The sequence below is a fragment of the Pseudomonas sp. NPDC089428 genome, from assembly GCF_044749325.1.
GTDB lineage: Bacteria > Pseudomonadota > Gammaproteobacteria > Pseudomonadales > Pseudomonadaceae > Aquipseudomonas.
The window spans coordinates 97,087-110,989 of sequence record NZ_JBIVHT010000002.1 but is presented as its reverse complement, the minus strand read 5'-3'; the positions used below and the strand labels follow the sequence as shown (position 1 = coordinate 110,989).

Annotated in this window: 11 protein-coding genes; 7 read left to right on the top strand and 4 right to left on the bottom strand. The window is 64.7% G+C overall.

Annotated features, from left to right (window positions below; translation table 11 throughout):
- Positions 1 to 26: 26 nt before the first annotated feature.
- Genes waaF through ACIPZ5_RS03835 form a run of 7 tightly spaced genes read left to right on the top strand, consistent with a single transcriptional unit; the run spans position 27 to position 6,987 of the window.
- Positions 27 to 1,076: a lipopolysaccharide heptosyltransferase II gene (gene waaF, locus ACIPZ5_RS03865; protein WP_085676287.1), complete on the top strand. Its 1,050-nt coding sequence runs from the start codon at positions 27 to 29 to the stop codon at positions 1,074 to 1,076.
- The gene (gene waaC, locus ACIPZ5_RS03860; RefSeq protein WP_400806809.1) at positions 1,077 to 2,135 is read left to right on the top strand and encodes a lipopolysaccharide heptosyltransferase I; all 1,059 of its coding nucleotides are present in this window, start codon (positions 1,077 to 1,079) and stop codon (positions 2,133 to 2,135) included.
- Positions 2,135 to 3,259: a glycosyltransferase family 4 protein gene (locus ACIPZ5_RS03855; RefSeq protein WP_400806806.1), complete on the top strand. Its 1,125-nt coding sequence runs from the start codon at positions 2,135 to 2,137 to the stop codon at positions 3,257 to 3,259. The genes waaC and ACIPZ5_RS03855 overlap by 1 nt, the downstream gene beginning before the upstream one ends.
- Complete coding sequence (gene rfaP / locus ACIPZ5_RS03850; RefSeq protein ID WP_343594317.1) at positions 3,256 to 4,062, top strand: lipopolysaccharide core heptose(I) kinase RfaP; 807 nt, start codon at positions 3,256 to 3,258, stop codon at positions 4,060 to 4,062. The genes ACIPZ5_RS03855 and rfaP overlap by 4 nt, the downstream gene beginning before the upstream one ends.
- Positions 4,062 to 4,796 carry a lipopolysaccharide kinase InaA family protein gene (locus ACIPZ5_RS03845; RefSeq protein WP_261941851.1) on the top strand — a complete coding sequence of 245 codons (735 nt, stop codon included), beginning with the start codon at positions 4,062 to 4,064 and terminating at the stop codon, positions 4,794 to 4,796. The genes rfaP and ACIPZ5_RS03845 overlap by 1 nt, the downstream gene beginning before the upstream one ends.
- A complete protein-coding gene (locus ACIPZ5_RS03840; protein ID WP_400806803.1) occupies positions 4,793 to 5,545 on the top strand; it encodes a lipopolysaccharide kinase InaA family protein in 753 nt (250 codons plus the stop codon). The genes ACIPZ5_RS03845 and ACIPZ5_RS03840 overlap by 4 nt, the downstream gene beginning before the upstream one ends.
- Positions 5,545 to 6,987, top strand: coding sequence for a lipopolysaccharide kinase InaA family protein (locus tag ACIPZ5_RS03835; protein ID WP_400806801.1), 1,443 nt, complete (start codon positions 5,545 to 5,547; stop codon positions 6,985 to 6,987). Before ACIPZ5_RS03840 ends, ACIPZ5_RS03835 begins: the two co-directional genes overlap by 1 nt.
- Here the strand turns inward: ACIPZ5_RS03835 and ACIPZ5_RS03830 are convergent.
- The 4 genes from ACIPZ5_RS03830 to ACIPZ5_RS03815 all read right to left on the bottom strand — a co-directional run bounded on the left by ACIPZ5_RS03830 (position 6,948) and on the right by ACIPZ5_RS03815 (position 13,820).
- On the bottom strand, positions 6,948 to 9,974 hold the full coding sequence (locus ACIPZ5_RS03830; protein ID WP_400806798.1) for a dermonecrotic toxin domain-containing protein: 3,027 nt from the start codon (positions 9,972 to 9,974) through the stop codon (positions 6,948 to 6,950). The genes ACIPZ5_RS03835 and ACIPZ5_RS03830 overlap by 40 nt on opposite strands.
- Before the next feature lie 71 nt (positions 9,975 to 10,045).
- Complete coding sequence (locus ACIPZ5_RS03825) at positions 10,046 to 10,222, bottom strand: hypothetical protein (RefSeq protein WP_343594313.1); 177 nt, start codon at positions 10,220 to 10,222, stop codon at positions 10,046 to 10,048.
- Positions 10,219 to 11,331: a PepSY-associated TM helix domain-containing protein gene (locus tag ACIPZ5_RS03820; protein WP_400806795.1), complete on the bottom strand. Its 1,113-nt coding sequence runs from the start codon at positions 11,329 to 11,331 to the stop codon at positions 10,219 to 10,221. The genes ACIPZ5_RS03825 and ACIPZ5_RS03820 overlap by 4 nt, the downstream gene beginning before the upstream one ends.
- A gap of 56 nt (positions 11,332 to 11,387) precedes the next feature.
- Positions 11,388 to 13,820, bottom strand: coding sequence for a TonB-dependent siderophore receptor (locus ACIPZ5_RS03815; protein ID WP_400806793.1), 2,433 nt, complete (start codon positions 13,818 to 13,820; stop codon positions 11,388 to 11,390).
- Positions 13,821 to 13,903 lie beyond the last annotated feature (83 nt).

Sequence of the window (13,903 nt, the reverse complement as noted above, 5' to 3'; positions counted from 1 at the left end):
CCTCCCTGAGCGTTTCTGGACTAAGCATGAGAATACTGATCATTGGCCCCAGCTGGGTCGGCGACATGGTGATGGCGCAGACCCTGTTCCAGTGCCTGAAACAGCAGCACCCCGACTGCGTGATCGACGTGCTGGCGCCCGAGTGGAGCCGGCCGATCCTCGAACGCATGCCCGAAGTGCGCCAGGCCTTGAGCTTCCCGCTCGGCCACGGCGCGCTGGAGCTGGCCACGCGGCGGCGCATCGGCAAGTCCCTGGCCGGCCAGTACGACCAGGCCATTCTGCTGCCCAACTCGCTGAAGTCGGCGCTGGTGCCGTTCTTTGCCGGCATCCCCAAGCGCACCGGTTGGCGCGGCGAAATGCGTTTCGGCCTGCTCAATGACGTGCGCAAGCTGGACAAAGCCCGTTACCCGCTGATGATCGAGCGCTTCATGGCCCTGGCCTACGCGCCCGGTGCCGAGCTGCCGCAGCCGTATCCGCGGCCGAGCCTGCAGATCGAAGCGCACAGCCGTGAAGCCGCAATGGCCAAGTTTGGCCTGGCGCTGGACCGCCCGGTGCTGGCGTTGTGCCCAGGCGCCGAATTCGGCGAGGCCAAGCGCTGGCCGAGCGAGCACTATGCCGCCGTGGCCGATGCGATGATCCGCCAAGGCTGGCAGGTGTGGCTGTTCGGCTCGAAGAACGATCACCCGGTTGGCGAGCAGATCCGCGATCGCCTGATCCCGGGCTTGCGTGAAGAGTCTTACAACCTGGCGGGCGAAACCTCGCTGGCCGAGGCCATCGACCTGATGTCCTGCGCCGATGCCGTGGTCTCCAACGATTCCGGCCTGATGCACGTGGCTGCCGCGCTGAACCGCCCGCTGGTCGCGGTGTACGGCTCCACCTCGCCAGGCTTCACGCCGCCACTGGCCGAACAGGTGGAAGTGGTGCGCACCGGCATCGAGTGCAGCCCATGTTTCGACCGCACCTGCCGCTTCGGCCATTACAACTGCCTGCGCCTGCTCGAGCCCGGCAAAGTCATCGCCGCCCTGCACAGCCTGGGTGGTCCGAACCTGATCGATACCGTGGCCGAGGTCGACTAAGTGCGGGTACTGATCATCAAGACCTCGTCGCTGGGTGACGTGATCCACACCCTGCCGGCGCTTACCGACGCCGCCCACGCCATCCCGGGCATCCGCTTCGACTGGGTGGTGGAAGAAGGCTTCGCCGAGATCCCCAGCTGGCACCCGGCGGTCGACCAGGTCATCCCGGTGGCGATCCGCCGCTGGCGCAAGAATATCTGGCAGACCATCAAGAGTGGCGAGTGGAAGGCGTTCAAGCAGCGCGTTCGCGAGCGCAAGTATGACCTGGTGATCGATGCCCAGGGCCTGGTCAAGTCGGCCTGGCTGACCCGCTATGTCAAGGCGCCGGTCGCCGGCCTGGACCGATACTCGGCCCGTGAAGGCTGGGCCAGCCGCTTCTATGACCGGCCGCTGTCGGTTGCTGTCGGCCAGCACGCCGTTGAACGTGTGCGCCAGCTGTTCGCCATGGCCCTGGCCTACGACCTGCCGGAAGGCATCGGCCACTACGGCCTCGACCTCGACCGCCTGCAACTGCCGCCGGCTGCGCCTTACGTGGTGTTCCTGCACGGCACGACCTGGGCGACCAAGCACTGGCCCGAAGCCTACTGGCGCGAACTGGCCGAGCGCCTGGGCCGGCGCAAGCTGCAGGTGCGCCTGCCGTGGGGCAACCCGGCCGAGAAGGCTCGCGCCGAGCGCATCGCCCAGGGCTTGAACAACTGCCAGGTGCTCCCCAAATTGAACCTTGCCGGCGTCGCCCGTGTGCTGGCGGCGGCCAAGGCCTGTGTGGCGGTGGATACCGGCCTCGGCCACCTGGCTGCAGCGCTGGATGTGCCGACCATTTCGCTGTTCGGCCCGACCAACCCGGGCCTGACCGGTGCCTACGGCCGCGTGCAGGTCCACCAGGCCAGCGATTTCCCTTGTGCACCGTGCCTGCAGAAAAAGTGCACCTACAAACCGAGCGCTGACGACCAGCGCCGGTTCGATCTGAAACGCGAGTGGCCGCTGTGCTTCACTCGCCTGAATCCCGAGCATGTAGCGAGCCGCCTGAGCGCGCTGCTGCTGGCTGAGGATGTTCTTTGATGCAACTGGCTTTCGTGCTTTACAAATACTTCCCCTTCGGCGGGCTGCAGCGCGACTTCATGCGCATTGCCCTGGAGTGCCAGAAGCGGGGCCACCAGATCCGCGTGTACACGCTGATCTGGGAGGGTGACATTCCGCCGGGCTTCGAGGTACTGGTGGCGCCGGTCAAGGCGATCTTCAACCACCGGCGCAACGAGAAACTCAGTGCCTGGATGGAAGCGGACCTGGCCAAGCGCCCGGTCGACCGCCTGATCGGCTTCAACAAGATGCCGGGGCTGGACGTGTACTACGCCGCCGACGGCTGCTTCGAAGACAAGGCACAGACCCTGCGTGGCGGCCTGTACCGCCGCTGGGGCCGTTACCGGCACTTCGCCGAGTACGAGCGGGCCGTGTTCGCCAAGGACGCGCGCACCGAAGTACTGATGATTTCCGAAGTGCAGCAGCCGCTGTTCATCAAGCACTACGGCACCCCCGTGGAACGTTTCCACCTGCTGCCGCCAGGCATCTCCCAGGACCGCCGCGCGCCGACCAATGCCGCCGAAATCCGCGCCGAGTTCCGCAAGGAATTCAACCTGGGCGATGACGACCTGCTGCTGGTGCAGATCGGTTCGGGCTTCAAGACCAAGGGCGTCGACCGCAGCCTCAAGGCCCTGGCCGCGCTGCCTTCGGCGCTGCGCAAGCGCACGAAATTGATGGTCATCGGCCAGGACGACCCCAAGGTCTTCCAGCTGCAGAGCGCCACACTGGGCCTGGGCGAGCAGGTGCAGTTCCTCAAGGGCCGCAGCGACATCCCGCGCTTCCTGCTGGGCGCCGACCTGCTGATCCACCCGGCCTACAACGAGAACACCGGCACGGTGCTGCTCGAGGCTTTGGTAGCCGGCCTGCCGGTGCTGGTGTCCAAGGTCTGTGGTTATGCCCATTACATCGCCGAGGCCGACAGCGGCCTGGTACTGGATGAGCCGTTCGAACAAGAACAGCTCAATGGCTACCTGCAGCGCATGCTCGAAGACCCGCAGGCCCGTGCCGACTGGTCGCGCAATGGCCTGGCCTTTGCCGACAGCGCCGACCTGTACAGCATGCCGCAGCGTGCTGCCGATGTGATCCTGGGGCAGGAGAACCCATGAAGCTGATATTGGCCGAACCCTTCAAGCGCCTGTGGGCCGGGCGTGATGCCTTCGATGCCGTGGAAGCGCTGCAAGGCGAGGTCTATCGCGAGCTCGAAGGCCGCCGCACGCTGCGTACCGAGGTCGACGGCGAAGGCTTTTTCGTCAAGATCCACCGCGGCATCGGCTGGGGCGAGATCTTCAAGAACCTGCTCACCGCCAAACTGCCGGTACTCGGTGCCGGCCAGGAATGGCAGGCCATCCAGCGCCTGCATGAAGTGGGCGTGCCGACCATGACCGCCGTCGCCTATGGCGAGCGTGGCAGCAACCCGGCCAGCCAGCACTCGTTCATCATCACCGAAGAGCTGGCGCCGACCATCAGCCTGGAAGACTTCAGCATCGACTGGGTCAAGCATCCGCCCGAGCCACGCCTGAAGCACGCGCTGATCGCTGAAGTGGCGAAGATGACCGGTGGCATGCACCGCGCCGGGGTCAACCACCGCGACTGCTACATTTGCCATTTCCTGCTGCACACTGACCGGCCGGTGACGCCGGAAGACTTCAAACTGTCGGTGATCGACCTGCATCGCGCGCAGACCCGGGCGAAAATCAGCCGGCGCTGGCGCGACAAGGACCTGGCCGCGCTGTACTTCTCGGCGCTGGATATCGGCCTGACCCAACGCGACAAGCTGCGCTTCCTGCGCGGTTATTTCCAGCGCCCGTTGCGCCAGGTTCTGGCCGAGGAGGCCGCGCTGCTCGCCTGGCTCGAACGCAAGGCGCAGAAACTCTACGATCGCAAGCAACGCTATGGGGATGCACTCTGATGGCGGGTTGGACACTGGCGCCTGGCTACGAACATCTGGCGTCGGACTTCGGCAGCCTTGATGCGGTCTTTGCCCTCAAGGGCGAACGCCTCACGCGTGACCCGCTCAGCGAGGTCATCCGCATCGAGCGTGACGGAGTCAACTACTACGTCAAGCGCTACACCGGCGCCGGCAAGCACATGCGCCGCTACCTGGGCCGGCCACGCATCAAGGCCGAATGGCAGAACCTCAAGCAGTTCGCCAAGTGGGAAATTCCCACTGCCGAAGTGGTGGCCTGGGGCCTTGAACGTAAAGGCCTGGCCTTTGGCCGAGGCGCGATGATCACCCGCGAACTGCCACGCACCGAAGACCTCTCGGCCTTGGCCGAGCGCAATGACCCGCGCCTGGCCGACCGCGCCTGGGTCGACAAGCTGAGCCGCCAGCTGGCGCGCCACACCCGGGTGATGCATGAACACCGTTTCGCTCACAACGACCTGAAGTGGCGCAACCTGCTGGTCGATGACATGGGCACGCTATTCTTCATCGACTGCCCGACCGGCGACTTCTGGCGCGGCTTCATGTGGCGCCACCGCATGATCAAAGACCTGGCATGCCTGGACAAGGTGGCCAAATATCACCTGTCGGCGACCCAGCGCCTGCGCTTCTACCTGCAGTACCGTGGGCGTCAGCGCCTGAATGTGCGCGACAAACGGCGCATTCGTCAGGTGCTGAGCTTCTTCGAGGGAAGGGAATGACCGATTACCTGGCCAGCGCGGACGTCGCGCTGCTCAAACGCCATGGCCTGAACGACTTCGAAGCGCTGTGGGCGCTGCAGCTCGACGCCGTGGACGAACCCAACACTGGCCGCGGCGGCTGGAGCAGCGTTTACCGCCTGGAACTTGAAGGCAAGGGCTATTACCTCAAGCGCCAGAGCGATTACCTGACCCGCACCTTGCACCGGCCGTTTGGCGAACCGACCTTCGCCCGCGAATTCCGCAATATCAGCCGCTACCAGAAGCTGCGCATCCCGGCCTTGCAGGCCGTGTTCTACGGCGAGCGCAAGCAGAACGGCCAGCACCGGGCGATCCTGATGACCCGTGCGCTGGACGAATGGAGCGACCTGGAGGGGCTGCTGGCCCAGTGGCCGCAGCTCGCCGATGACGCCCGGGCGGGCATCCTCAAGGCGTGCGGCCAGCTGGCGCGCACCCTGCACGGTGCCGGCCAGGTGCACGGCTGCTTCTATCCCAAGCACATCTTCCTGCGTCAACGCCGCGATGGCTGGGAAGCGCAGCTGATCGACCTGGAAAAGACCCGGCCGCTGCTGTTTGGCATGCGTGACCGCCTGCGCGATCTGGAGCCGCTGCTGCGCCGTGCCCGTGCCTGGAGCGAGGCGGAGGTACGCCAGCTGCTGGCCGCCTACCTGCAGCAGCCTGCCGACAGCGCCCTGGTCGGTACCTGGCTGCAACGCCTGACGCAACGCCGTCGTGAAAAAGAGGCCCGCTGATGCGTTTGTCCGAACTCAAAGACGCCGGGCGCAGCCCGTCTCTGCCATTGAGCATTACCTTGGCCGACGCCGCCGGCACGGCTGACCTGCAACTGCTCAGCCTGTTGCGGGTACTGCCCGGCCAGCGTTATGTCGGTGCCGGCATCTGGCGCGGCACCCCGGTGCTGGCCAAGCTGCTCGTCGGCGGCAGCGCTGCACGGCATTTCCAGCGTGAACTGGATGGCGTGAAGCTGCTGACCAAAGAAGGCCTGACCACGCCGCAGCTGCTCGCCGACGGCCTCAAGGAAGGTGAGGGCGGCTGGCTGCTGTTCGAATTCCTCGATGGCGCCGAAAGCCTGGCCGATGCCTGGGCTTCGGTAGAAAGCCTGCCGGTGCTGGCTGACGAGCAGCACCTGGTACTGGGTGAAGCACTCACCGCTGTGGCACAGATGCATGCGCATGGCCTGTGGCAGGAAGACCTGCACCTGGACAACCTGCTGCGCCATGGCGGCAAGCTGTACCTGATCGACGGTGCCGGCATCAAGGCCGAGACGCCCGGCCAGCAGTTGTCGCGGCCCCGTGTACTGGAAAACCTCGGAGTGTTCTTCGCCCAGTTGCCCAAACGCCTGGAGCCGTTCATCGAAGAGCTGCTGGTGCACTACCTGTTGGCCAACGCCGAGCATGCGCTGCCGATGGAAGCGCTGCAGAAGCAGGTGGACAAGGTGCGCAACTGGCGGCAGAAGGACTACCTGGAAAAGGCCGGTCGCGAGTGCAGCCTGTTCAGCGTCGAGCGCAGCCTGTCAGGCCTGCGCGCGATTCGCCGCAGTGAGGTGGGCGCCATGCTGCCGGTCCTGGAGCAAGCCGATACGCTGATCGACAAGGGCCACCTGTACAAGACCGGTGGCGCGGCCAGCGTGGCGCGCATCGAGGTGAACGGGCGCCAACTCGTGCTCAAGCGCTACAACATCAAGAACACCGCGCACTGGTTCAAGCGCTTCTGGCGCCCGAGCCGGGCCTGGCACTCCTGGATCGAAGGGCTGCGCCTGGAGTTTCTCGACATCGCCACGCCACGCCCGCTGGCGGTGCTGGAACAGCGAGTGATGGGCTTGCGCAGCCGTGCCTACCTGGTCACCGAGTTTGTCGATGGCCCGGACCTGACCGCCTGCTTCGCGCCCTACGTGGAGAACGGCGACGCACCGGAAGAGCAGGTCGATGCCCTGGTCCACGTGATGCAGCAATTGATTCGCGAGCGCATCAGCCATGGCGACTTCAAGGGCCACAACCTGTTCTGGCACAACGGCCAGTGGTCACTGATCGACCTCGATGCCATGTGCCAGCACGCCACCCAGCTCAGCTTCGCGCCGGCCTACGCGCGTGACCGGGCGCGCTTGCTGCGCAACTGGCCGAGTGGCAGCGCCCTGCATCAGCGCTTGGACAGGCTGTTGCCTCGGCTCGGCGAGTAATCCTCTGGCAGGGCCAGCCAGTCGCTGCCGCGACCGGGCTGGCGCACGCGGATCTGCCATACGTCGTGTTCGCGGCGCAGGACTGCCCAGGCGGGTACTGTGCCGCTGAGCCCGGCGGGCAAGACCAGGTGGTAGTGCCCGGGCAGCAAGTGGCGGCGTACCGGCAGCTGGTGGCTCAGCAGCTGCAGGTACAACGTGCTGCCATGGTTGAACAGATTGTTCTCGTGCTCATCGGCAACGCCTTCCAGGCGCGGCTCCAGCCGGCATTGGCCAAGCAGCTGCGCGATATCGGGCAACCCCTCATGCCAATGCACAGCTGAATCGACGATCCAGCCGCCGCTCTGGCTGCGCGTGATCGGTAGCTTCAGGTACGCATAAGGCTGGTCAGGGTCGGTGGCGCGCCAGCGGCTGCCGTCAAAGCTCACATTGAAATAGTGGCCCTGGTTGTCGCGCACGAAGTACTGGCTCAGGCCCGGGTTGACCGACAACTGTTCATAGACTGCTTCGCCATGTACCGAGTCAATCCGGTAGCGCAGCCTGCCGACGTCGGGTACCACTTGGTAGCGCTGCGGCAACGGTACCGGTGGTGGCTTCGGCAGCCCGCGCATTGCGCGGCGCATGAGGCTGGAACCCGCCATTTCGTTGAGGCCTGCGGAGGCATGGCCGAGGGCGGCCACGGCATGGTGCAGGGCACCGGCATGGTCGTCCTGATCGAACGCCTCGAAGCCATCCCAGATCGAGATCGCCATGCGGCCGAACGCCAGTGCGAGCAGTGCCCGCTGTGGCAGGACGAAGGTGACGAGGTCCAGCACCAGCCGGAGCACGTTGACCGAGAACTCACCCAGCAGTTCTTCGTTGCTGCGGGTTGCGGTGTCGGTTTGCGCGATCAGGCTTTTGACTTCTGCCCGGTACAGCGCCTCGAACAGGTTGCCGGTGATGGTCTGGCGCGTGACGATTGCGCCGATCCGGCCTTTTTTCAGCCGCGCGCCGAGCAGCTTGCCGCTGGCCTGTGGCAAGCGCCCGGTCAGGTAGTCCTGAAAGCTCGAGTCACTGCGGGCAGCGAGGATCAGCGCTTTGGTGTCGTGGTACTCGCGCCAGAAGCGGCGGTCAGGTACATCCGGGCAGTACAGCACGATGCGTTTCGAATTTTCGGGTGAAACCAGCAGCAACACGCCCAGCAGTGTATCCCCCTGTACCAGCAGCTGCTGCGCAATGACTTGCTGCTCGTTGTAGTGCGGGCGGTTATTGCTGTCGGGCGCGCTGATCACCGTGCTGGCCCAGCCATACCCTTGCTCGAACGTGTCAGGCAGGAAGTGCCTGGCATAGCGCGCCTTGACGGCTTCGGCATTCATGCGCGTGCGGGTGATCTGCCCATGCGCCGCCCGGCGCCAGCGGCCCTCAGGCGAATCCAGCAGCTGGGTGCGCAGGTAGGCCTGATAGCCACTGCCAGCATTCAGCCGCCGTACGATGTCCTTGACCCGTTGCGGTGTCAGGGCAGGTAGCGGTTGGTCATCGTTCAGGTATACGCGGGCAGTCAGCCAGTAATCCACGTCGAACCAGGCAATGTTCAGCAAGGCCAGCTCATCGAGCCTGTAGGTGTGGCGGATCACTTCGATAGTGTCACCGACCTGTGGTCTGCTGGCGACCGGCACGTAGCCACTGGTACCGCCGACCGGCAGCGGGTTCACGATTGGTCCTGTCTGGCGGGCAAGCGTGACGCTGATGGAGATGTCCCGTGGGTCGTAATCCAGGCCTGGGTCTCGTTGCAAGTATTCGCGCAGGCGCTCGTTGACCCAGTTCAGCAAGCTGTGCTGCTGGCGGAACTGCTCTAGGGTGAGAATACCGGGCGCACTGGCCGCCTGAATGGCGACCACTTGTTCCTGCATGGCCTGCATGATGTGCGTGACGCCTTGGCGCGAGGTTGTGCGCAGCCAGTTTGGCAGGTGTTTTTCGAGTAGCAGCCCATAGCGATTGGCCATTGGGCCGCGGCTGCCAACGGTTTGCCTGATGTCCAGGGCTCTGGCCAGGGCCGAATCCAGCTGTTCGATACTGCGCTGTTGTCCCTGTTCCCAGGCCTGTTGCCAGGCATGAGTCAGGTGGCTGGTTTGCGCGTCGCGTATGGCGAAGGCCAGGAACTCGGCAGGGTCCTCGGTGTACCAGTCATAGCGCAGGCGTTCGGCCTGTCGGGCCTGCTGCTGGTTGCCAGGCTCGACCATCATGGCCAGCAGATGCCCGCTTTGCAGCGGATCCTCCAGTCGCTCGCAGACCTCTGCATGGAGTTCGGCGAGGCCGTCGAAGGCTTCTATGCCATGGGTGACACTGCACAGTAGCGCCAGGCCGACGGGCTCGTCGTGTTCCAGCAGGCGCCCTTCGGGCCCTTGTTCGGTGAGCACAAGAAAACCAGGCACATGGCAGCGCCAGTTAGGGGCGGTGCTGGCAAGGAGCAGGCGATAGGTTTGCGGCCGCGATGTGACAGGCAGGTGCCGACGCTGCCAGGGGCGCGGCAGCTCAAGGCAGGTCCTGAGCAGCTGTGCATGCCCTGGCAACAGGGTCTGGTCGGTGCTGCGCAGGCGAATCTCCGCATCCAGCTGGTCTCGGTAATGGGAGGCCAGTCGAATCAGACGGGTCAGTCCTTTGCTGTCGCGCTCCAGCCAGTAGCTGGCCAGGCGGGCATGCAGGTCTTGGCGAATGGTCTTGCAGAAGCGGTCGATATGGCTGGCGAAATCTACCGGCAAATTGAGCACCGGGTAGCTGGCATGACGCGGCTGGCTACCGTTGGGCAAGCGAAACGTGCCGCCGTCGAACAGGTGGAAACCCACGAGCTGCAGCAGGTGATGCGTGCCGAAATACAGTGTGCGTGCAGTGATCGAGAGGTTCGGCCAAAGCTGTTCGACGACGATGTCCAGGCTAGGTTCGACGCCGTCGATGGGGGGCAGAAGAGCTTCCAGTCTGCTGTCCAGGGTCTGGAAGCGGGTCTGTGCGGTCATGGTCCGTCTCCGGGTGTGAAGGCGGACGATGGTGCGGGAGTGAATCCTTGTGGTTGTGTTAGCCGGCTACCTCAGCGTCGGCAAAGGCCGCGTATCGACAGCCAGGCCGGGATACCCAGGCCCAGCCAGGAAAGCGCGTCCCACCCGCCATCGCCGAGCAACGCGGCGAACAGCCCCAGCGCGCCGAGCACGGCGATCAGCAGTGGCCAGGCAAAGACCCGCGCGGTGGCTTGCGACTTGTGGGTCATGCGCGTGCCTCCCGGTGCTTGCGCTGCTTGCCCCACCACAGGTAAAGGCCGCTGCCGAGCACGATGAGGGTCAGCACATCGAGTACTGCCCAGAGGATCTGCATCGGCCGGCCGCCATAGTCACCGAAGTGCAGCGGTTGCGACAGGCCCATGGCGTCCATGTACCAGGGGCGTTCGCCCACGGCAGTCACCTCCAGTGTGCGGGCATCGACCAGCACGGGGGTCAACAGGTGCGAAGTCAGGTGCGTGGCGCCCTTCATGAACACGGCATAGTGGTGCTCACTGGAGAAGCGCGTGCCAGGGAAGGCAATGAAGTCCGGGCGCATGCCGGGCACTGCGCGTTCGGCGATCGTCAGCAGGTGGGTGGCGCTGGCGCGTTCGGTGAGTGGCGGGGCGTCGCGATAGGGGGCGACCATCGCCGCCAGGCTATCGTTGCGCCAGGCGGCGATGACCAGGTCGGAGAGCGCACTGATCACCCCGGTGACACCCACCGTCAGCGCCCAGGCCAGGGTGACCACGCCAATCAGGTTGTGCAGGTCGAGCCAGCGCAGGCGGCGGGACTTGTCGTGGCGCACGGTGGCGAAGCCCAGGCGGCGCATGAACGGTGCGTAGAGCACGGTACCGGAGACGATCGCGACGATGAACAGAACCCCCATGAACGCCAGCAGCAGCTTGCCGGGCAGGCCGGCGAACATGTCCACGTGCAGGCGCAGCATGAGCATCATGAAGCCGCCGTTGGCGGCAGGCATGGCCACGGCTTCGCCGGTGCGGGCGTCGAGCATGAAGGTGTGTGACGAATTGGGCTCGGTGCCGGCAGTGGCGGCGGTGATCGCCAGCACGCCGTTGGGCTCGTCCTCGTCGAAGCCGAAGTACTGCACGACCTCGCCGGGACGGTGTTGCTCGGCCTTGATGACCAGCTGCTGCAGGTCCAGTTGCGGGGTGCCGGCGGGCATCTCGCGCAGTTGCGGGGCATCGCCGAGCAGGTGTTCGAGTTCGTGGTGGAAGATCAGCGGCAGGCCGGTCAGCGCCAGCAACAGCATGAACACCGTGCAGACCAGGCTGCTCCAGGTGTGGATCACCGACCAGCGGCGGATGGTTGGGCTTTTCATCACGGTACCGAATTTTGTCTGTTGGACCGTGGGGCCGCGACGCGGCCCCCGCTCACTCAGAACTTGTAGGAAGCGCTGGCAACGACGCTGCGCTCGTCGCCGTAGTAGCAGTAGTAGCTGTCGCAGGTGGAGATGTAGTCCTTGTTGAACAGGTTGGTGGCATTGACCGCCACCGACGCGCCCTTGAGGCTGGTGCTCAGGCGACCGAGGTCGTAGTGCACCGAGGCATCGAATACGGTATAGGCGTTGGCCTTGCCCAGGTAGGTGTTGGCCTGGTCGCCGTAAGTGTTGCCGGTATAGCGCGCGCCACCGCCGATGCCGAAGCCGTCGAGCACACCGCTGTGCCAGGTGTAGTCGGCCCACAGCGAGGCTTGCTGGTTGGGCATCAGCTGCAGCCGGTTGCCCTTGTACAGGCCGTCCTGCACTTCCGATTTGGCCAAGGTATAGGCGGCGGTCAGCTTGAGGTTCTCGGTGACGTCGGAGACTGCTTCCAGCTCAAGGCCATGGACTTTCACTTCGCCGGTCTGGCTGGTGACGGTCACACCGCCCACGTTGTTGGTGACCGAAACGTTTTTCTGCGTCAGGTCATACACGGCTGCCGACAGCAGGGTGTTGGAGCCCGGTGGCTGGTACTTGACGCCCAACTCCCACTGCTTGCCTTCGGTCGGCTTGAACGACTCGGTGGCCGACACGGCGGCATTGCTGGATGGCTGGAACGACTCGGCATACGACAGGTACGGCACGAAGCCCGAGTCGAACACGTAGCTGATGGCTGCGTTGCCGCTGAATTTCTTGTCACGTTGGGTGTTGGTGGCATCACCCTGGTTGAGGAACTTGGTGCTGGTGTGCACCCAGTCTTCACGACCGCCCAGGGTCAGGCGCCAGTTGCCGAGTGCCATCTGGTCCTGGACGTACACGCCGGTCTGACGGGTCTTCTGGTCGTAGTCGTAGAACGCCGTGGAGCGATCGGGACGGGTGATGGGCACCCCGTAAACAGGATTGACGACGTTACTGTCCGGCACATTGAAGTCGAAGATCGACAAATAGTTGGTGTTGACGCGCTGGTGGTCCAGGCCGAGCAGCAGAGTGTGGGTCACGTCGCCGGTGGCAAAGTCGGCCTGGAAGTTGTTGTCCACCGCGAACTGGCTGATGTCTTCATCGGTGTTGGTGGACATGCGGCTGACGGTGCCATCGTCCTTCACCGGTGGCGTGGTTGGGTTATAGCTGCCGGGGGTGATGGTCTGGAACGCCAAGTCTGTCTTGGTGTAGCGCAGGTTCTGACGGAACTGCCAGACATCGTTGATGCGATGTTCGAAGGCGTACCCGAGCGCGTAGTAGGTGCGGTCGTAAAACTCGTAATCCGGGTCACCCAGGTTCTTGTGATGGGAGATCTTGCCGAACGGCATGTCGAGCTTGGTGCCCTGAATCGGCCGGAACTGGCTGGTGGCGCCGGTATCGTCGCGGGTGAACTGGGTCAGCAGGGTCAGCGAGGTATCGTCGTCGATGTTCCAGGTCAGGCTTGGGGCGATGTTGTAGCGTTTGTCGTCGATATGGTCGATCTGCGTGCCGCCATCGCGGATCACGCCGCTGACGCTGTACAGGAATTGGCCCTGGTCATCGATCTTGCCGGTGCTGGCGAAGTTGATCTGGCGGTGGTTGTCGCTGCCGTACTGCAGTTCGATCTCGTGGGCGCTTTCGGCCTGTGGGCGACGGCTGACCATGTCGAGCAGGCCGCCAGGAGGGGTCTGGCCATACAGCGAGGAAGCCGGGCCACGCAGCAGGGCCAGGCGGTCGAGGTTCCAGGTTTCGGCTTTGGGGTTGGCATACACGCCACGTGGCAGCGGCAGGCCGTCGAGGAACTGGGTCGGCTCGAAACCGCGTACGCGCATCCAGTCGTAGCGGGTGTCGCTGCCGAAACTGGCGGAGACGATGCCCGGCATATATTTCACGGCGTCGTCGAGGCTGTGCACGCCACGGTCGCTCATCTGCTGGCGGGTGGCCACGGAGATCGAGCGCGGGACTTCGACCAGCGCGGTGTCAGTCTTGGTGCCGGCAGCGGTGCGTTTGGCCAGGTAGCCATCGACCGGGCCCCAGGCGCTTTCGGCAGCGCTGACGGCGTTCACGGTGGTTTCCGGCAGTGCCAGGGCGCCATCCGGCACGGCGACCAGACTATAGCTGCCGACGCTGCTCTGTTGCAGTTGCAACCCGGTGCCCAGCAAGGCCGCCTGCAGGGCGCCGAGGCCGTTGTACTGGCCATTGACCGGGGCCGAGGTACGGCCGCTGACCAGCGCCGGATCGATGGCCAGGGCGATGCCCGACTGGCTGGCGATCTGGTTCAGGGTGGTGGCCAGAGGCGCGGCGGGCAGGTTGTAGGCGCGCGGTGCGGACTGTTCGGCAGCGAACAGGGCGGTGCTGGACAAGGGCATAGCCATGGCGATGGCCAGGGTCATCAGGCTGGGACGCAGGATACGATCAACGGCACGGGACATGCAGCGGTTCCTCGACGGATAAGTGCTAACTGCTTCCTTGCCGAGCGAGATTCCAGAAGTGACAGGGGGAATCGGAAAAAAAG

Excerpts from the sequence above, each read along its gene's own strand:
- rfaP (WP_343594317.1), top strand. The coding sequence starts at position 3,256 with ATGAAGCTGATATTGGCCGAACCCTTCAAGCGCCTGTGGGCCGGGCGT.
- ACIPZ5_RS03855 (WP_400806806.1), top strand. The coding sequence starts at position 2,135 with ATGCAACTGGCTTTCGTGCTTTACAAATACTTCCCCTTCGGCGGGCTG.
- ACIPZ5_RS03815 (WP_400806793.1), bottom strand. The coding sequence starts at position 13,820 with ATGTCCCGTGCCGTTGATCGTATCCTGCGTCCCAGCCTGATGACCCTG.
- ACIPZ5_RS03835 (WP_400806801.1), top strand. The coding sequence starts at position 5,545 with ATGCGTTTGTCCGAACTCAAAGACGCCGGGCGCAGCCCGTCTCTGCCA.
- ACIPZ5_RS03820 (WP_400806795.1), bottom strand. The coding sequence starts at position 11,331 with ATGAAAAGCCCAACCATCCGCCGCTGGTCGGTGATCCACACCTGGAGC.
- ACIPZ5_RS03830 (WP_400806798.1), bottom strand. The coding sequence starts at position 9,974 with ATGACCGCACAGACCCGCTTCCAGACCCTGGACAGCAGACTGGAAGCT.
- ACIPZ5_RS03825 (WP_343594313.1), bottom strand. The coding sequence starts at position 10,222 with ATGACCCACAAGTCGCAAGCCACCGCGCGGGTCTTTGCCTGGCCACTG.
- ACIPZ5_RS03840 (WP_400806803.1), top strand. The coding sequence starts at position 4,793 with ATGACCGATTACCTGGCCAGCGCGGACGTCGCGCTGCTCAAACGCCAT.
- ACIPZ5_RS03845 (WP_261941851.1), top strand. The coding sequence starts at position 4,062 with ATGGCGGGTTGGACACTGGCGCCTGGCTACGAACATCTGGCGTCGGAC.
- waaF (WP_085676287.1), top strand. The coding sequence starts at position 27 with ATGAGAATACTGATCATTGGCCCCAGCTGGGTCGGCGACATGGTGATG.